This is a genomic window from Lacticaseibacillus hegangensis, from assembly GCF_003946465.1.
GTDB classification, from domain to species: Bacteria; Bacillota; Bacilli; order Lactobacillales; family Lactobacillaceae; genus Lacticaseibacillus; species Lacticaseibacillus hegangensis.
This window is the reverse complement of sequence record NZ_RHOL01000007.1, coordinates 30194-49347: the sequence shown is the minus strand read 5'-3', so window position 1 is coordinate 49347 and position 19154 is coordinate 30194. Positions and strand designations below refer to the sequence as shown.

At 56.5% G+C, this 19154-nt stretch carries 17 protein-coding genes; 15 read left to right on the top strand and 2 right to left on the bottom strand.

The window, feature by feature from the left end; genetic code table 11:
- Positions 1 to 28: 28 nt before the first annotated feature.
- From EKM86_RS03000 to EKM86_RS02980, 5 genes are all read left to right on the top strand, one after another.
- Positions 29 to 961 carry a helix-turn-helix domain-containing protein gene (locus EKM86_RS03000; RefSeq protein ID WP_125755037.1) on the top strand — a complete coding sequence of 311 codons (933 nt, stop codon included), beginning with the start codon at positions 29 to 31 and terminating at the stop codon, positions 959 to 961.
- Entirely contained in the window at positions 958 to 1533 is a 576-nt protein-coding gene (gene pgsA / locus EKM86_RS02995) for a CDP-diacylglycerol--glycerol-3-phosphate 3-phosphatidyltransferase (RefSeq protein ID WP_125755036.1), read from the top strand. The genes EKM86_RS03000 and pgsA overlap by 4 nt, the downstream gene beginning before the upstream one ends.
- A 60-nt stretch (positions 1534 to 1593) precedes the next feature.
- A complete protein-coding gene (locus EKM86_RS02990; protein ID WP_125755035.1) occupies positions 1594 to 2850 on the top strand; it encodes a competence/damage-inducible protein A in 1257 nt (418 codons plus the stop codon).
- 178 nt (positions 2851 to 3028) lie between these two features.
- A complete protein-coding gene (gene rny, locus EKM86_RS02985) occupies positions 3029 to 4597 on the top strand; it encodes a ribonuclease Y (protein ID WP_125755034.1) in 1569 nt (522 codons plus the stop codon).
- Positions 4598 to 4748: 151 nt separating this feature from the next.
- Positions 4749 to 6866 (top strand): KUP/HAK/KT family potassium transporter, encoded by a 2118-nt coding sequence (locus EKM86_RS02980; RefSeq protein ID WP_125755033.1) that lies wholly within the window; start codon positions 4749 to 4751, stop codon positions 6864 to 6866.
- Positions 6867 to 6901: 35 nt separating this feature from the next.
- Here EKM86_RS02980 and EKM86_RS02975 read toward each other — a convergent pair whose 3' ends face one another.
- Positions 6902 to 7540 (bottom strand): YigZ family protein, encoded by a 639-nt coding sequence (locus EKM86_RS02975; protein WP_125755032.1) that lies wholly within the window; start codon positions 7538 to 7540, stop codon positions 6902 to 6904.
- Positions 7541 to 7568: 28 nt separating this feature from the next.
- On the opposite strand from EKM86_RS02975, the gene EKM86_RS02970 reads away from it, so the two are divergent.
- A complete protein-coding gene (locus EKM86_RS02970; RefSeq protein ID WP_125755077.1) occupies positions 7569 to 8825 on the top strand; it encodes a helicase-related protein in 1257 nt (418 codons plus the stop codon).
- Positions 8826 to 8830: 5 nt separating this feature from the next.
- Here the strand turns inward: EKM86_RS02970 and EKM86_RS12320 are convergent, their stop codons facing one another.
- Entirely contained in the window at positions 8831 to 9046 is a 216-nt protein-coding gene (locus tag EKM86_RS12320) for a hypothetical protein (RefSeq protein WP_164506142.1), read from the bottom strand.
- A gap of 27 nt (positions 9047 to 9073) precedes the next feature.
- Here EKM86_RS12320 and EKM86_RS02965 point away from each other — a divergent pair, with 27 nt between their 5' ends.
- The 9 genes from EKM86_RS02965 to pnpS all read left to right on the top strand — a co-directional run bounded on the left by EKM86_RS02965 (position 9074) and on the right by pnpS (position 19095).
- Positions 9074 to 9484 (top strand): ComF family protein, encoded by a 411-nt coding sequence (locus tag EKM86_RS02965; protein WP_225419340.1) that lies wholly within the window; start codon positions 9074 to 9076, stop codon positions 9482 to 9484.
- A 115-nt stretch (positions 9485 to 9599) separates the two neighbouring features.
- On the top strand, positions 9600 to 10160 hold the full coding sequence (gene hpf, locus EKM86_RS02960) for a ribosome hibernation-promoting factor, HPF/YfiA family (RefSeq protein ID WP_125755031.1): 561 nt from the start codon (positions 9600 to 9602) through the stop codon (positions 10158 to 10160).
- Positions 10161 to 10298: 138 nt separating this feature from the next.
- A complete protein-coding gene (secA, locus tag EKM86_RS02955) occupies positions 10299 to 12662 on the top strand; it encodes a preprotein translocase subunit SecA (protein ID WP_125755030.1) in 2364 nt (787 codons plus the stop codon).
- Between the two features lie 74 nt (positions 12663 to 12736).
- A protein-coding gene (gene prfB, locus EKM86_RS02950; protein ID WP_125755029.1) for a peptide chain release factor 2 occupies positions 12737 to 13853 on the top strand; the annotation gives its coding sequence in 2 pieces (ribosomal slippage) (positions 12737 to 12808 and positions 12810 to 13853; 1116 coding nt in all).
- Positions 13854 to 13934: 81 nt separating this feature from the next.
- Complete coding sequence (ftsE, locus tag EKM86_RS02945; protein WP_125755028.1) at positions 13935 to 14621, top strand: cell division ATP-binding protein FtsE; 687 nt, start codon at positions 13935 to 13937, stop codon at positions 14619 to 14621.
- Entirely contained in the window at positions 14611 to 15498 is an 888-nt protein-coding gene (ftsX, locus tag EKM86_RS02940) for a permease-like cell division protein FtsX (protein WP_125755027.1), read from the top strand. Before ftsE ends, ftsX begins: the two co-directional genes overlap by 11 nt.
- A 117-nt stretch (positions 15499 to 15615) precedes the next feature.
- Positions 15616 to 16731 (top strand): PDZ domain-containing protein, encoded by a 1116-nt coding sequence (locus EKM86_RS02935; RefSeq protein WP_125755026.1) that lies wholly within the window; start codon positions 15616 to 15618, stop codon positions 16729 to 16731.
- Complete coding sequence (locus EKM86_RS02930; protein WP_125755025.1) at positions 16728 to 17432, top strand: response regulator transcription factor; 705 nt, start codon at positions 16728 to 16730, stop codon at positions 17430 to 17432. Before EKM86_RS02935 ends, EKM86_RS02930 begins: the two co-directional genes overlap by 4 nt.
- Positions 17425 to 19095: a two-component system histidine kinase PnpS gene (pnpS, locus tag EKM86_RS02925; RefSeq protein WP_125755024.1), complete on the top strand. Its 1671-nt coding sequence runs from the start codon at positions 17425 to 17427 to the stop codon at positions 19093 to 19095. The genes EKM86_RS02930 and pnpS overlap by 8 nt, the downstream gene beginning before the upstream one ends.
- The last annotated feature ends 59 nt before the right edge of the window (positions 19096 to 19154 follow it).

Sequence of the window (19154 nt, the reverse complement as noted above, 5' to 3'; positions counted from 1 at the left end):
ATAATAAACTAGCGGGTGAAGAAAACAAATGGACGAAATTGGGCAAAAACTGCGTACCGCCAGAATTGAAAAGGGCTATACCCTTGACGACCTTCAGCAGATCACCAAGATCCAAAAGCGTTATTTGATCGCGATCGAAGAGGGCAATTTTGACGCGCTTCCAGGCGATTTCTACGTCCGGGCATTTATCAAGCAGTACGCTGAGACGGTTGGCCTTGATGCCGACGCGCTGCTGACACAATTTCAGCAAGACATTCCTGACACACAGCCTCAGGAATATGTTGAACAATCGGTTGAAAACCGGACCCGCAGCGAACGGACCGCAGAAAACTCACCAGTCAATAAGCTGCGTCAGCATGCCTGGCCCATTGCCATCGCGGCACTCGCGATTGTGATTATTGTGGGGGCCTACCTGGTGATGTGGCATTACTCAAGCACCCAGCCGAAAGAGACGATTCCGACCAACGACAATGTGTCGGTCTCGAGTAGCAAAAAGGCTTCTAGCAGCAAGAAGGCGTCCAGCAGCAGTCAAAAGGCCAGCTCGACGTCCAGTAAGGCAAAGTCAAGCAGTAAAAAGACGAAAAAATCAAGCAAGAAGAACGGCAGCCTGAAGATCGCGGTGGCTGACGTCTCCACGACAAGACAGACCGCCACGGTCACTAATCTGCCGGCCAGTGGCAACACCATCAAAGTTGCGGCCACTGATGCTGCAGCCTGGGTCGCCGTCTACGTCAACAATGCGGTGACCTGGCAGGGGACGGTTCAGCCAGGCAGTGAGCACACGGTAGACTTGCCAGACGGCACGACCAGTTTTGCTGTCAACTCCGGCAACATGCCGAAAACGACCATCACGTTGAACGACAAAAAGGTTGACTTGGGCACGACCACAACTAGTGTCGTGCGGACGGTGACCTTCACGGCCGCATCAAGCAGCTCGTCAGAAAGTGGGAACGTGCAGTGAACTTACCAAACAAATTAACGATGCTTCGGATAATCCTGATCCCGGTCTTTACGATTTTGCTGGTCATGGGCTGGCCGGCGGGCAGTTTTGCCGTTGGCGCGAGCCAGCTCTCTTGGTCGTACCTAGTTGCCACTATCATTTTTATCGCGGCGACCCTCACCGACTTGGCCGATGGTAAAATCGCTCGGGCACGCCACTTGGTCACGAATTTTGGTAAATTTGCCGATCCGCTGGCGGATAAACTGCTGGTGATGACCGCCTTCATCTTTCTCACGGCAGCTGGCATCGTGCCGGCCTGGGGCACTGCAGTCATTCTCTGGCGGGAGCTTGCTGTAACGGGACTGAGATTGCTGCTGTCCAACGAAGGCGAGGTGCTGGCCGCGGCTTGGCCGGGTAAGATCAAGACCGTCACCCAGGACTTGGCCATCATCTGCCTGTTTCTCAATAACTTCGGGCTGAGCTTCCCCTTGGGTGAAATTCTGTTTTACCTCGCTGTGCTCTTCACCTTGTACTCAGGAATCGAATACTTTTACAAAAATCGTGGGGTCTTCGCCGACTCTTTTGGTAAATAACTTGCAGCCCGCAGCTTACTGCGGGCTTTGTTGTCTGTACGGACAGAAAGGACCAATGTTATGAACGCAGAATTGATCGCAGTCGGAACGGAGATGCTGCTGGGCCAAATCACCAACACGAATGGGGCGTTTTTGGCCAAGCAACTCAGCGAGCTGGGCATCGACAGCCTTAATCAGCAAGTCGTTGGCGACAATCCCGAGCGGCTGGAGGCGGCAATCGCGCTTGCCGAAAGCCGTGCGGACATGATTTTTGTCTTGGGCGGGCTGGGGCCGACACCCGATGACTTGTCCAAGCAGACACTGGCCAAGCACCTCGGTGTGGCGCTGGTCGAAGACGCACCGGCGATGGCCAAGCTCAAGGCTTACGCCAAGCAGCAGCACCACGAAATGACTGCCAACAATCGCCTGCAAGCCATGTATCCGGCCGGGGCAACGGTGCTGACAAATGCCGTCGGCCTAGCTGTTGGCGCCGTGCTGGAACAGCAGGGGCGGACCTACGTGCTGCTGCCTGGGCCGCCGCGTGAGTTTGAGCCGATGGTGTTAAACGCCCTGGTGCCGCTGCTGCTGAAAAGTCAGGGCGAAGGCGAGGTGATGGTGTCGCGGGTGCTGCGCTTCTTTGGCATTGGTGAGTCGCAGGTGGTGACTGAGCTGGCGGACCTCATCGCCGCGCAGACCAACCCAACGTTGGCCACCTATATCAAGCCTTACGAGGTGACGCTGCGTCTGACGGCCAAGGCCAAATCAGAGCAGGCCGCCACGGCGCTGCTGGATCCGCTTGAACGCGCGGTGCAGGCGCGGCTAGGCGAGTTCTTCTACGGTTATGGCGACAATAACAGTTTGGCCGCCGAGGTGGTCCGCGCTCTGGCCCGTGAGAAGGTGGCGGTGACGGCGGCGGAGAGCTTAACCGCAGGGGCCTTTCAAGCGGCGCTGGCCGACATTCCCGGGGTTTCGGCGTGGTTCAAAGGCGGCTTTGTCACCTATGCCAACCGCACCAAGGCCAAGTTTCTGCAGCTAGATCAGAGTGCAATCGACCGGGCCGGTGCCGTCAGCGAGTACACCGCCAAGGCGATGGCGGAAGGGGCGCTCAAGCAGGCCTCAGCTGACGTGGCGATCAGCTTCACGGGGGTCGCCGGGCCTGGGCCGAGCGACGGCATCGAGGCGGGGACGGTATGGATCGGGTTGGCCGCTAAAGGTCAGCCGGCCGTCGCGGCCCTGCATCATTTCCCGGGTAGTCGGGCCGCCGTGCGCGGGCGCGCGGTCAAAGCCGGTTTATTCACGCTCTTACGTTTTCTGCAAGCGACTGAAAAACAAGGTTAAATCACCGGTTAAACCTTTTTTGAAGCGGGTCTGCCACGTTGGCAAACCCGCTTTTGCGTAGGGTTGACGCGCTTTCATCAAGTTGACACCACAGGCCCTAACCGCTACAATCAACATTGTGTCAAATTGTAAATATTAATAGCATCGTGAAACCATTTGATGATGCGGAGGTGAAAAGATGAGCTCAGGAATTTTGCTCTCAGTGATCCTCGCCGTCATCGCTTTGGTGCTCGGATTGTTGATTGGCAACTGGCTTCAGAAACGAAGCCATGAGCGGACTTTGGATCAAGCACATGACAGTGCTGCTGGAATCATTGAGAGCGCGAAAAAAGAGGCCGAAACGCTCAAGAAAGAGAAAATTGTTTCGGCGCGGGAAAAGGCCCACCAGTACCAAACTCAGGTGGAAGCCGAACTCAAGGATCGGCGCAGTGAGGTCCAGCAATCGGAACATCGCGTCTTGCAGCGTGAAGAGGCGCTGGATCGCCGTGATGATACGCTTGACCAAAAGGAAAAGAGTCTGACGGCGCGCGAGAGCGAATTAAACGCCCGGCAGCAGCAATTGGATGCCAAAAAAGAAGACATTACCGCCACTATTTTGAAACAACAGCAGGAGCTGGAACGTATCGCCGGCCTGACCAAGGCGCAGGCGAAAGACCAGGTCCTCACTGAAACCAAGGCTGAACTGGCGCACGAACGCGCCACACTGATCAAAGAAAGTGAAGATGAGGCGAAGGAGACGGCTGACCGCACGGCCAAGTCGCTCATCGCCGATGCCATCCAGCGCAGTGCCTCTGATGTGGTCGCCGAAACGACGGTCACGACAGTTACCCTGCCGAACGACGATATGAAGGGTCGAATCATCGGCCGTGAGGGTCGCAATATCCGGACTTTGGAAACACTGACAGGGATCGACTTGATCATCGATGACACACCGGAAGCGGTGGTGTTGTCAGGGTTTGACCCGATTCGGCGTGAAATCGCCCGGATGGCGCTTGAAAAACTGATTCAGGACGGTCGTATTCATCCTGCCCGCATTGAAGAAATGGTCGACAAGGCGCGCAAGGAAATGGATCAACGCATTCGTGAAATCGGGGAACAGGCAATTTTTGATGTCGGGATTCATAATATGCACCCCGACTTGATCAAGATCTTGGGCCGCTTGCACTTCCGGACCAGCTATGGGCAGAACGTCCTGGATCACTCGATTCAGGTGGCCAAGCTGGCTGGAATCATGGCGGCAGAACTCGGCGAAGATGTCAACTTAGCGAGACGCGCAGGATTATTACATGATATTGGTAAGGCTCAGGACCGTGAAGTGGGCGGGTCTCACGTTGAGATCGGCGTTGAGCTGGCCACAAAGTACAAAGAACCAGAAGTCGTGATCAACACGATTGCCTCGCATCATGGCGACGTTGCGCCGACTTCGGTCATCGCGGTGTTGGTTGCAGCGGCTGACGCGATTTCGGCGGCGCGGCCCGGGGCCCGCTCCGAATCGCTGGAGAATTATCTCCACCGGCTGGAAAAGCTCGAAGCCATTGCTAACTCGTTCGACGGTGTGGCGCAGTCGTATGCGATTCAGGCCGGCCGTGAGGTTCGCGTGATCGTTCAGCCGGATAAGCTAACTGATGAGCAGTCGGTGGTTTTGGCTCGCGAGATTCGCAACCGCATTGAGAAAGAACTTGAATATCCTGGTCACATTAAGGTGACCGTGATTCGGGAAAAGCGCACCGTTGAGTACGCTAAGTGACCGGATTCCAAAAGCGGCTCGTCATCCCCCGATGGCGGCCGCTTTTTTGACGCCATTGGGTCTCAGTTGACGCTGCCCCCTGAAATGGATTATCATTTCGTACAGTCACTTAAGACGCGGCGGGCAGTTCGCCGCTGCTAAGGAGAGAATAATGACACGGAAGAAAAAAGCGTCACTGGTCGGCATGCTGATCACACTGGGGATCGTTTACGGCGACATCGGGACCTCTCCACTCTACGTCATGAATGCGATCATTGCGGACGCAGGCTCAGTGGGCGCGCTGACGCCGGATTACATTATCGGGTCAGTGTCGTTGATTTTTTGGACCTTGATGATTCTCACCACCATTAAGTATGTGGTGCTGGCGATGCAGGCTGATAACAACGGTGAAGGCGGGATCTTTGCACTTTATGCACTGGTGCGCCGGCGCGGCGCCTGGTTGGCAATTCCTGCCTTGATTGGCGGCGCGGCCCTGCTGGCCGACGGCACCTTGACGCCGGCGGTCACGGTCACCACCGCCCTTGAAGGCCTGAAAAATCAGCGCTTTGGCAGTTTCGTCTTCAGCAACTCCCAGCTGGTTGTTTTGGTCATCACCAGCGTCGTTTTGCTGACCTTATTTATGATCCAACGGTTTGGCACCGCCAAATTAGGCAATGCCTTTGGTCCCATCATGCTGATTTGGTTCCTGTTTCTTGGCATTGCAGGGCTGACTCACATGACGGGGCACCTGGAGATCATCAAGGCTCTGAATCCGGTTTACGCGGTGCGGATCTTGTTTTCACCGGCGAATAAAGTCGGCATTTTCCTGCTCGGGAGCATTTTCCTGGCCACGACCGGGGCTGAGGCGCTCTACTCAGACATGGGGCACGTGGGTAAATACAATATCTACGCGACCTGGCCATTTGTCTATCTCTGCTTGATGCTGAACTATTTTGGGCAAGGCGCTTGGCTGATTGGCCACTACCAAGATCCTGCATTCGCCGGGATGGCGACCCTGAACCCTTTTTACACGATGCTGAACAGCGGGCTGCGGCCGTTTGCCATCGTACTGGCCACGATGGCAGCGATTATCGCTTCCCAGGCCTTGATCACCGGCTCTTACACGTTGGTCCACGAAGCCGTTGGCCTGAAGTTTTTGCCGCGGATGGCGATCAAGCACCCCTCAACTGAGCGCAGTCAGATTTACATCGCGTTTGTGAACTGGTTTCTGTGCCTAGTCACCTTGAGCGTCGTGTGGTTCTTCCGCACCTCTAAAGCGATGGAGGCGGCATACGGGCTTGCCATCACCATTACCATGCTGATGACCACCGTGCTGCTGTTCGAGTTCCTGTCCATGAAGATTCGCCGTTTGTACGCGGCACTGGTGGCCGGGTTCTTTGGGATGATTGAATTTGTCTTTCTGGTGGCCAGCATGGTCAAGTTCCTTCATGGCGGGTACATCACACTGTTCATCATGCTGCTAATTTTGGCCATGATGGTCGTTTGGTACTTCGGCAATAAGATTCGAGAGCATTACCAGGACGAAAGTGAGTACGTCGTCCTGACGGATTACGTCGACCAGCTGACCGAGTTGTCAGCGGATGAGTCAATTCCAACCTACACGACAAACCTGGTTTACATGACAAAGGTCAAGCAGGGATACCGGTTGAAGCGTTCGACGCTGTACTCAATCTTGGATAAGCGGCCCAAACGCGCCAAAGTCTACTGGTTTGTCACCGTCAACGAAACGGATAAGCCGGTCGAAATGCGTTACACCGTCGATATGCTGCATACCCGCAACGTGATCTCAGTGCAGATTTACCTGGGCTTCCGGATGTCGCAACACGTGAATGTCTACATCCGCAAGATCATTAACGATTTGCTGAACGCCAAGGTCATCGACCCGCAGACGCCGAAGTACACGACCGTCAAGAACCGCAACGTGGGCGACTTCAAGTTTGTCATCATCCGCGAACAGGCCCAGAACCTGCTGACGACGGAGAACATTCCCGGCTGGCAGCGCAGACTGATCGGCGGACGCCTGTGGCTGCAAAACATCACCACAAGCCCGGCCAACTGGTACGGTCTTGAATTTGCCAATGTCGTGGAAGAAACCGTGCCGCTGTTCATCAGCGTGCCGCGCACTGTGGCTTTTTCCAAGCACCAAATCATGAATGCCAAGGCCATGCGGCTAAAAGCCGTTGACCGCGTGAAAAACAGTCCAATCCAGACGCAAACGGAGATCATTAATCCTCAACCCAAGGCGCCTGACGACGACGCTGAGAAGTGAGAAAACCCCGGACAATTTCAACATTGTCTGGGGTTTTATTGTGGCTGTGGGATCAGTAGGGGGCTGAGGGCACCGAGCTGAGGGACCACCTGGCCTGCTGTCAAATCAACAAGGTCGCGGCTGACTAGTTCTGCCTGGGCTGCAGGCACCGCGACGCTCACGGTGACTTGTTCCTGATAGTCCGTGGCGGTGATGGTGAGGCTTTGTTCGCCCAGCCAGTGAGTCACGCGGTCGAGCTGGGCGTAAGGCATGCTGAGTGTCAGCGCACGCATCATTTGCCGCCGGCTGATGCCGGCCTGCTTGACTGCTGCGGTGACGCTGCCGGCGTACGCTCGAATCAGCCCACCGGCCCCCAGTTTGATGCCGCCGAAGTACCGGGTGGTCACGGCGACCACATCGTGAAGCCCCATTTCCTGAAGCGTGCGCAGCATTGGCACTCCTGCGGTACCGGCGGGCTCGCCAGCGTCGTTGGCCCGCTGGATGTGGTCATCGTCCCCCAGCAGGTAGACGGGGACGTGATGGTTGGCCTTAGGATGCGCCTTAGCGACGGCGGCGATGAAGGCCTGTGCGTCTTTTTCGCTTTTGATCGGCGCCACCGCGCAGATGAAGCGAGATTTTTTGATCACCTGCTCCGCCTCTGCGGCGCGAGTCAACGTGTGATAATCGGCTGTCATGGCGTAATCTCCTTTTGAGGTGAAAGCAATGATTCCAAGTGGGATGCAACTGATTGATGAAGAAGTCGCAGACGCTGGTATCGCTGCGTCCAGTTTAGCACAGGCTGAGGTCGTCTTCGGCATTGTCGATGGGGTTTGCCAGCGCTGCGGTCAGCGCACGCGCCACCAACTGCCGGATGGGCGCACGTACTGCCGAGCATGCATCGGCCTTGGCCGGGTCACCAGCACGACGCGGCTGTTTCGGTTCCCAAGCGGACCTGGTGAGGGCGGCAAGTTGACTTGGGCAGGTTCGCTCACACCTGCCCAAAACGCTGCCGCGCAGGCCGCAGTGGCGTCGGTTTCGGCAGGCCGCGACCATCTGTTGTGGGCGGTGACAGGGGCGGGCAAAACAGAGATGCTCTTTCCGCTCATTGCCCATGAGCTTGCCGAACATCACCGGGTGGCCGTCGCGACACCGCGGATCGATGTCGTGCTTGAGCTGGCCCCAAGGCTTCAAGCCGCCTTTGCCGAGACCCCCGTGGCGGTGCAATACGGCGGTGCGCCTTGGCCCGTGGCACCTGCCCCCCTGGTAGTGGGGACCACCCACCAGTTGCTGCGGTATTATCAGCATTTTGACCTGGTGATCGTCGATGAGGTGGACGCGTTTCCGTACAGTCAAACGCCAATGCTGGCCGCCGCCGTGGCTAAGGCCAACCGCGGTCCGACCGTGTTTCTCAGTGCGACCCCGCCGCGCGCGTTAAAGCAGGCCGCACGCGCTGGCACCATCGGTGTCAGCTTTTTGGTGCGGCGCTTTCATGGCTTTCCGCTGCCAGTGCCGCACCTGCTCGTCGCCGCGCTTAAAGGGGTGCCAAAACGGGCTCCCAAGACTGTTTTGCACTTGCTTTCGCAACTCACAGGCCGTCAGTGCATGCTGTTTGTGCCGCGCATTGATTGGCTTTTGCCGCTTGCGCAAGCCTTGAGCCAAGCCGGGTACACGGTGCAGACGGTCCACGCCGAAGATCCGGAGCGGGTATTAAAAGTTCAGCAGTTTCGCGATGGCGTGGTGGCGGTCCTGCTCACCACGACGATTTTGGAGCGAGGGGTGACGATTCCGCACTGCGCGGTGCTGGTGCTGGCCGCAGACGACCGGCAGTTCAGTACCAGTGGGCTGATCCAGATGGCTGGGCGCGCAGGCCGCAGCCAGGCCAGCCCCGACGATCCGGTGTGGTTTGTGGGCGGGCACATCACCTTGAACATGCTAGCAGCGCGTCATGAAATCACGATGATGAACAGGCGCACACCATGAACTGCCTATTGTGCCATCAGCCCCTGCGAGATGATCCGGGGCTCTCTGGCCTGCTTGATGCGCGGCCGCTGCGACTGGCGCAATTGTGCCGGCGCTGCTTTGCCCGCTTTGATCAGATCGATCAGCAGACTGTCTGTCCCGGTTGCGGTCGCGCCGATTCCCCCAGCCTTTGCCAGGACTGCCGGCGCTGGAAGGCGCAGGGAGAGCAGCTGCTTAATCACCGGGCGTGGTTTCGCTACACCGCACCGATGAAGGATTTTATTCAGCAGTACAAGGGCCTGGGTGATTACCATCTGCATGGCGCATTCGCTGATGTGCTCCAAGTAGTTGGCGAAAACCAGGCCCTGGTGCCGATTCCAAGCGAGCGAGGGCACTATGCAAGGCGCGGATTCGATCCCGTGCTGGGGTTGTTTGGTCATCTGCCGCTGGCGCTGTGGCTGACCAAGGCCGACACCCCAGTCCCTCAGGCGCAGAAGACGCGGGCAGAGCGACTGCTCACCAGGCAAAGTTTTACCGCTCATTTACCCGCCAAGGTGCCGCCCCGCATCGTGCTGCTTGACGATCTATACACCACCGGGCGGACCCTGTACCACGCCAAGGCGGCGCTGCGAGCGGCCGGTTTTGAAGGCGAGGTGATCAGTCGGTCGCTGATCAGATAAATATTTGTTTCACCGCTTTCAGTTCGATATAATAAAGACGAAGGGTGAAAGGGCTTTATCAGAGCCAATTTGCCTGTGTGCAACGAGTTTGCACGGATGAAAGGGGAGAAGTTTTATGCTCACATACAACGTTCGTGGCGAAAACATCGAAGTCACTGATGCCATTCGCAGTTATGTTGAGAAGCGGATCAGCAAGCTGAACAAGTTCTTCGAAAGTTCAGTCGAGGCCATCGCGCATGTCAACTTGAAGGTTTATCAGGATAAAACCGCCAAGGTCGAAGTGACCATCCCATTGTCTTACCTGACTCTGCGGGCCGAGGAAACCAGCCCTGATCTTTATGCCAGTGTCGATTTGGTCACTGATAAGCTGGAGCGTCAGGTCCGGAAATATAAGACCAAGATCAACCGCAAGTCGCGTGAAAAGGGCTTTGCGCCAATTGATGTGGCGCCTGAGGGCACACCTGCACCAACCAGTACCGATGACAACGAAGATGAATTGACGGTGGTCCGGACCAAGCGGGTGTCGTTGAAACCGATGGATTCCCAAGAGGCCATTTTGCAGATGGACATGTTGGGGCATAACTTCTTCATTTTCGAGGATGCTGATACGAACGGGACCAGCATCGTGTACAAGCGCCGTGATGGCCGCTATGGCCTGATCGAAACTGACGAGTAAAACGCCTTCTTCAGCAGCCGCAGATCGCCTGATCTGCGGTTTTTTTGCGCTAGGCGTGTAAAGACCTGAGAACAATGATAAAATGATTTAGATACTGTCAGCAGTATGCAAAGTTGGATGACAGGAGAGGATTACTGAATGCCAAACGTATTAAAGTCTTGGGTCGAAAGCGACAAGCGCGAAGTGAACCGTCTCGGTAAAATTGCCGATCAGGTGATGGCCTACGAGGACGAGTATGCTGCGCTGAGCGATGAGGACCTGAAAGCAAAAACGCCTGAATTGAAAGATCGGCTCATGAAGGGGGAAACCCTCGATGACATCTTGCCTGAAGCCTTTGCGACTGCCCGCGAAGGTGCTAAGCGCGTGCTCGGCCTGTTCCCGTTTCGGGTGCAGATCATCGGCGGCATCACGCTTCACGAAGGCAACATTGCCGAAATGAAAACTGGTGAAGGGAAAACCCTAACCGCGACCATGCCCGTCTACCTGAACGCGTTAGCTGGCAAAGGGGTCCACGTCGTCACCGTCAATGAATACCTGTCCGGTCGTGACGCGACCGAAATGGGCGAGCTATACAATTGGCTGGGCCTGACCGTGGGGCTGAACACCCATGATCTCTCCTCTGAGGAGAAACAGGCGGCTTACAACGCGGACATCACCTATTCGACGAACAGTGAACTCGGGTTCGACTATTTGCGTGACAACATGGTTGTCTACAAGCAGCAGATGGTTCAGCGGCCACTCAACTACGCGATCGTCGATGAAGTGGACTCAATTCTGATCGATGAAGCCCGGACGCCGCTGATCATCTCTGGTGGGGCGGAAAAGTCGACCGGGCTGTACATTCGCGCCGACCGCTTCGTGAAGACCCTCAAGGAAGAGGACGACTACAAGATCGACTGGCCGACCAAGACCGTGGCGTTGACCGAAAACGGGATCCGCAAGGCGGAGAAGATCTTTGGCCTCAAGAACCTTTACGACACCGAAAATACCGCCCTGACGCACCATTTGGATCAGGCGCTGCGGGCCAACTACATCATGCTCAAGGATATCGACTACATGGTGCAGGAAGGCGAAGTGCTGATCGTTGACCAGTTCACTGGCCGCGCGATGGAAGGGCGGCGCTTCTCTGACGGGCTGCATCAGGCGATCGAAGCCAAGGAAGGCGTCGAAATCCAGGACGAAAATGCCACCATGGCCACGATTACCTATCAGAACTTCTTCCGGATGTACAATAAACTGGCCGGCATGACGGGGACGGCGAAGACGGAAGAGGAAGAATTCCGGGAAATCTACAACATGGAAGTCATTTCGATTCCGACCAACAAACCGGTCATTCGCGTTGATTCCCCGGACATTTTGTACCCGACCCTGGATGCCAAGTTTAAGGCTGTAACGCGGGACATCAAAGCACGCCACGCCAAAGGGCAACCGATTCTGGTCGGCACGGTCGCAATTGAGTCTTCCGAACGGCTGTCCAAACTGCTGGACGAGGAAGGCATTCCCCACAGCGTGCTGAACGCGAAGAACCATGCCAAGGAAGCCGAAATCATCATGAACGCGGGCCAGCGCGGCGCGGTCACGATCGCGACGAACATGGCCGGGCGCGGGACCGATATCAAACTGGGCCCCGGAGTCACGGCGGTCGGCGGGCTTGCGGTCATCGGGACCGAGCGGCACGAAAGCCGCCGGATCGATAACCAGCTGCGTGGCCGTTCCGGGCGGCAAGGCGATCCTGGTGCCACCCAGTTTTACTTGTCGCTTGAGGACGACTTGATGAAGCGCTTCGGCTCAGAACGGATCAAGCAGATGCTCGACCGCTTCAAGTTGGACGACGACGAGCAGGTGATCCGCAGCCGGATGATCTCGCGCTCCGTTGAATCGGCGCAAAAGCGCGTTGAAGGGAACAACTACGATACCCGTAAGAACACCCTTCAGTACGATGACGTGATGCGCGAACAGCGTGAGGTCATTTATAAGCAGCGCCAGCAGGTGATCAACGAAGACGAGACGCTGAAGCCAGTGCTGATGGCGATGATCGATCGTTGCATCACACGCATGGTCCAGGCTCACACCCAAGGGGAAAAGCAGGAGTGGGAACTCGACAAGATTTACGACTACGTGACGACTAACATGGTCACGGATGAGGACTTCAAGAAGAGTGCGCTCGCCAAACGGTCAAGCGACGAGATCATCAGGACGCTTGAACAGCTGGCTGAAGATAATTACACCAGCAAGTTGAACCAGTTGGGCGATAAGGCCCAGATGCTGGAGTTTGAAAAAGTCGTGATCTTGCGCGTGGTCGACAGTCTGTGGACCGAGCACATCGATGCCTTGGATCAGCTTCGGCAAAGTGTTGGGCTGCGCGGCTACGGGCAGATGAACCCGTTGGTCGAGTACCAAGAAGAAGCGTACCGGATGTTTGAGGAAATGATCGCGAACATGGACGACGGGGTCACCCGGCTATTCATGAAGGCGCAGATCCGACAAAATATTCGTCGCTGATTATGACGCCAGGGCAGCGCTCCCGTTGCCTTGGCGTTTTTGGCGAAATCGGTTACTGGGAAAGGAACGACACGATGGAAATCGCAGAGATTCGCACCACCCTCGCAGACATGCGAGCCAAAATAAATCACTTTAGGGGGTCGCTTTGACCTCGATGTCCTGAACGAACGCATCGCTGAAAATGAAGGTCGCATGGCCGAGCCGGGCTTTTGGGACGATCAAGAAAACGCACAAAAGCTGATCGACCAGAATAATCAACTTAAGGTCAAGCACGATAACTTCATTGCTTTGCAGAGCAAGCTTGATGACCTTGAAGTGGCGTTTGAACTGCTTCAAGAAGAGCCGGACAAGGAGCTGCAACAGGAGCTTGAACGCGATATGGCGGCCCTGCAGGACAAGCTCAGCACCTACGAAATGGCGCTTTTGCTCAACGGCAAGTACGACCATAACAACGCGATCATCGAAATTCACCCCGGTGCCGGCGGCACGGAAGCGCAGGACTGGGGGTCCATGTTGACGCGCATGTACGAGCGGTGGGCGGATCAGAACGGCTACGCAGTTGAAGTGGCCGATTATCAAGCCGGCGACGAAGCGGGCATTAAAAGTGTCACGCTGCTGATCAACGGGGAGAATGCGTACGGCATGCTGCGGTCGGAAAAAGGGGTGCACCGGCTGGTGCGCATTTCGCCGTTTGACGCGGCCGGCCGCCGTCACACCAGTTTTGCCTCGGTCGACGTCATGCCTGAGTTGGATGACACCATCGACGTGGACTTGCGGCCGGAAGACATCAAAATGGAGGTCTTCCGCTCCAGTGGGGCCGGTGGTCAGCACATTAACAAGACCTCCAGTGCGGTCCGACTGATTCACATTCCAACGGGCATTGTGACGTCCAGCCAGGCTCAGCGCAGTCAGTTCCAGAACAAGGCCACCGCGATGGCCATGCTGAAGGCCAAGCTTTATCAGCGTGAGCAGGAGAAAAAGGCAGAGCAGGCTGCGGCCATCAAGGGCCAGCAGATGGAGGTGGCGTTCGGGTCACAGATTCGCTCGTATGTCTTTCACCCTTACACCATGGTGAAGGATCACCGCACGAATTACTCGACCAGCAACGGCCAGGCCGTGATGGACGGCGCGCTCAATCCGTTCATTTACGCTTATCTGCAGTGGGAGCTCGCCAACGCCAACCCGGCGTAACGAAATGTAATCTGGCTGCAATCAGTCTGACGTATTGCTTTGCTATACTCAGCGATAGTGTTCAAATAAAGGAGCGAAGTCATGATTCAGATGAAAAACGTGATGAAGCAGTACGACAACGGCGTCATCGCGATCAAGGATTTGAGTTTGACCGTCGACCCGGGGGAATTTCTTTACGTGATTGGGCCCAGTGGTGCCGGTAAGTCGACTGTCATCAAGATGCTTTACCATGAATTGAAGCCGACTAGCGGCACCATTCAGGTTGGCAAGTACGACCTGGCTAAAATGGCGCCCAAGGAAGTGCCGTATTTTCGGCGTGGCATCGGCATTGTGTTCCAGGACTTTAAACTGCTGCCGCGGTTGACGGTGTACGAAAATGTCGCCTACGCGATGCAAGTGGTTGAGACTAAAGAGGCAGACATTAAGCCAAGGGTCCTGCATGTGCTGAAAATGGTCGGCCTGGAGCAAAAAATCCGGCGCTTCCCTAACGAGCTCTCCGGTGGGGAACAGCAGCGGGTGTCCATCGCCCGCGCGATTGTCAACGCGCCTGACGTGGTGATCGCCGATGAGCCAACCGGGAACCTGGATCCGGACACCTCGGAAGGCATCATGGATATTTTGGAAAAAATCAACTCGGAAGGCACCACTGTCATCATGGCGACTCACAACCGCGAGATCGTCAATGAACGGCCGCACCGCCTGCTGGAAATCGCCGGCGGCAGGCTGGTTCGCGACGAGCAAGGGGGCAGCTACAGCGATGAAAACTAATATTTTATTGCGTCACGTCAAGGACTCCCTCAAGAGTCTGAAACGCAATGGCTGGATGTCGGTGGCGGCAATTTCTGCCGTGACGGTCACGCTGCTGTTGGTCGGCATCTTCCTTGCCCTGCTGCTGAACGTTAACCGCGTCTCCACGCAAGTCGAAAATGATGTGCGGGTTCGCGTATACATCCAAAAGGGCACCACCAAGAAGCAACAGGATCACTTGGAGCAGGAACTGAAGGGCTTAGCTAAGGTCAAGAAAGTCACCTACCGCTCTGCCGGCCAAGAACTCAATTCCATCGTTGGCAGTTACGGCTCACAGTGGGCGATGTTCCGCGGCGATCAGAATCCACTGAACAATATCTTCATGGTCGATACTGACTCTGCCAAAGATACGATCAATGTTGCCCGGCGCGCTGAGAAAATGAAGCATGTCTCGGAGGCCACATACGGCGGGAACACGGCCAAAAAGCTGTTCCGGACAGTTTCGACAATTCAGCGGTGGGGCGCGTTCTTCATGATACTGCTGCTGTTCGTGGCGGTGTTCCTGATTTCCAACACGATTCGCATCACGATTTTGTCGCGGCGTGACGAGATCAAGATCATGCGCTTAGTGGGTGCGACAAACGCGTACATTCGCTGGCCGTTCCTGCTCGAAGGGGCCTGGACTGGATTGTTTGGCTCCTTGCTGCCGATGCTGCTGGTCGACTTTGGCTACGGCCTGGTGGCGCAAAATGCCCACTTCACCGAGGCGGTCAACGGCTTTTCCCTGTACCCGAACATGCCATTTCTGCTTTGGCTGGACCTGGGGATGGCCCTGATTGGGATCATCATCGGGGCGCTCGGGTCGGTCGTTTCCATGCGTCGTTACCTGAAAGCCTGACTGATTGAACCGCATACAACCGTTTCGCCTAGAGGCGAGGCGGTTTTTTGCTGGCGTGGGCGTTTGGCGCAGTGAAAATACATGCTATACTTACGATGAATAGTGAGGAAGGTGCGTATGGGACAATTGCTGGTTACATTATTTTTACGCCCGGTCACCCTGGTGGGACTGCTGGTCGCCTTGTTTTGGCGCAGCCACCGGTTTCGTCAGGAGCGAGCGGTGTTTGGCACCAGCATTGACCGCCTCTGGACGAATTGGTGGGCCGGCTTGCTTGGCGGCGTTGCTGGCGGACTGGTCCTTAGCGTGGCCTTGGTTTTCCTCGGGGTAATACTTCCGCACCCGGTGATGCTGACGTTGATTGTGCTCAACGTGGTCGCACTGCTGCTTGCCGGACTCGGTTTTGCCCCATGGTTCGTCGCGCTGGCCGGCCTGGTGAGCTTGCTGCCGCCGTGGCTTGGTCCAATTGCCAAACCAGCCGGCTGGGCGGCCGGGTATGCCGCGCTGCTCGCTGGCCTCTGGCTGGTTAACGCGTTGCTTCTGCGCTTCATGAATCCGGCTGTGGATGTCCCGAAGCTGTGCCCTGGCAAGCGCGGCGCCCGCATTGCCACGTATAGTCGCCGGCAGTGGTACTGGCTCCCACTCGTGCTGCCGGTGGCCGGCGACTGCCTGCCCGCGTTTGGCTGGTGGCCGCAGCTGGGAATTGGCTCGGTGCACTTCGCGCTTGTGGGTTTGCCCTTGGTGATCGGCGCAGCGCTGACCACCAAAAAGCAGCTGCCCACGCACGCGACCGACGCCTGGTCCTGGCAATACCTAGGCGCCGGGCTGGTCGCGCTGGTTGTTGCCGCGCTTGTTTACTGGCGCCCAGCGGCCGGTCAGATGGCGGTGTTCACCGTAGCCGCGTTGGGCGTCATCTTGGGCCTGGCCAACTGGGCGGCGACTCGGCGTGGGACCGGTCTGATTTCACAAACCAGTGCCGGAGTGCGGCTCGTTGCCGTTCAGCCGGATACGCCTGCCAGCAAAATGGGCCTGGCCGCCGGCGACATTGTCCTGACCTGCAATCATTTGCCGGTTCACACCGAGGATGAATTGTATGCGGCCTTGCAAACGTCGCCCACCTACTGCCGGCTAAAGGTGATGCGTCTTGACGGGGCCATCAGGCTGACCGAAACGGCCATTTTTAACGGGGCACCACACGAACTGGGAATGATCACATTTGCGGAGGAACAAGCATGAAGAGAATTCTTGTCGTCGATGATGAACCAGCAATTGTTACCCTGCTTCAGTACAACTTGGAAAAAGAGCACTACGATGTGACCACCGCAGAGGATGGGGATACCGCCCTGAGTCTCGCGCTTCAGCAGCATTTTGATTTCATCATTTTGGACTTGATGCTGCCAGGTTTAGACGGCCTTGAGGTGACCAAAAAGTTGCGGGCTGCTAACCTGGAGACGCCGATCATGATCTTGACGGCCAAGGACAGTGAAACGGATAAAATCGTGGGTCTGGAACTTGGCGCTGATGACTATGTCACAAAGCCTTTTTCCCCACGCGAGATCATTGCCCGCATCAAGGCGATTGAGCGGCGTATCGACACCCCGCGGCAAAGCGGCCCTAAACCGCCGGCCCAGGCGCTGGTGGTCGGTCAGCTGATGATTGATCCCGAGAATTATCGCGCTAGCAAGGCCGGGGTGCGCCTGCAGCTGACTCCCAAAGAATTCGAGCTGTTGGTGTATTTTGCCAAGCGTGTGGGTAAAGTGCTGTCGCGCGATGCGCTGCTGAACGGCGTGTGGGGGTTTGAGTACCCGGCCGCGACGCGGATGGTGGACATTCAGGTCAGCCACTTGCGGGATAAGATCGAACGCGATCCAAAGCATCCAGATTACATCAAGACGGTGCGCGGATTTGGTTATCAGATGGAGGCGCCTCATGAGTAAGCATGTTCGGCGCATTGCCTGGGTTAGCATACTCGCTATCGCAGGCTTTTTTGCCTTGTGGATGGCGATCGACCGTGTGTTGTACGTCCAGCAAGGCGCCTATCTCGCTTCGCTTTACCAAACGTTCAGCGATTATCAAGGAACCGTCGCAACTAAGCGACTGGCAGCGGATAACCACGTCACCTTTACCGTGCTCGACGGCAAGACCACAGGGACGCGTGCAAAGCTGTTGACGAAGCTGGTGGACCAGCAGCGAACAATCATGGGCCACACCACGACGATGAGTGTCGCCGGTCAGCCGGAACAAGTTTACGTGGGTCGCCGCAACAATCAGTTTGTCGGCGTTTGGCAGCGGCGCGCAACTTTGTTTGAGGCCGCCCCGATCGTCGCCTGGAGCATGATCATTGTGGCCATTCTCGGGCTGGCGGCATTGCTGATGCTGATGCAGCGCCGCCACCGGTACTGGGTCGGTCATCTAGATAAAATGACCGGCAACCTGGCCCGCATTGAGGCCGGCGGGGTGCCGGAGTCGATTATTTTGACCCCGGATTCACCGTTTCTGGCCATGGGCAAGCAAATCGAATCGCTGCACGCCGCCACGGAAGATCTGCGGTCGAAAGCGGAGATCCGGCAGGCCACGTTTGGCCGCCTCATTGATCACTTGCCGCTGGGCGTGATGCTGCTGGACGCAAACCGCCAGGTCCTGCTCGCTAACTCGGCCATGGCGGCGCTGGTTGGTCACCCGATACTGGAGGCCAAGCATGATTATTTTGACGACATCAAAACCTATCGTCTGGCCAGGATGATTGAACACACCTATCGCAATCAGAAGACGCACCACAAGGAACTGACCATGCTGAACACGCAAAAGTCGGTCGACGCCAGCGTGATCGCACTGAACCGGGGAACCAGTGACCTGCAGGTGCTGGTCATCTTGTATGATGTGACCTACTTGCGGCAGGTCGAGCAGATGCAGCTGGATTTTGTTGGCAATGTGTCGCATGAGCTGAAAACGCCAGTGACGGCGATCAGCGGGTTTGCCGAGACCTTGCTCGCGGGGGCTAAAGACGATCCGCAGACGCTGGATCAGTTTCTGCACATTATCTACGATGAAAGCTCACGGCTGACGCAGCTAATTACGGACATCTTAACGCTCTCGCGCCCGGATTCCGGCCAAGTCCAGGCCAAGCCGGTGAATGTGCAGGCGCTGGTCACAGACGCCCTGCAGAGCCTGAAGCAGCCGATCGCAGAAAAGCAGCTGACCATCAACGCCGATGTGCCGGACGATTTGGCCATCACCACGGTGCCGGCGAAATTTTCTCAAGTGGTCAGGAACCTGCTAAACAACGCTGTGTTTTATAATCGCAAGGACGGCGTCGTTACGGTGACAGCTAAAGCCGACGAGAAAAATCTGAAGCTCAGCGTGCAGGATACGGGGATCGGCATCGCAGAAAATGACCAGGAACGGATATTTGAACGCTTCTACCGGGTCGACAAGGCCCGCAGTCGGCATAATGGCGGCACCGGCCTCGGCTTGGCCATCGTCCACGATATGGTACTTCAGCTCGGCGGGGACGTGACGCTGAATAGTCAGCTGGGCGTGGGCTCGACGTTCACGGTCACCCTCCCGTTGACTGATTTACCCAGCTTTTACAAAGGATGAGGCAACAATTTACATGTGATTGATACACTCGTCTTGTTATGTATTGACGCTGAAAACAC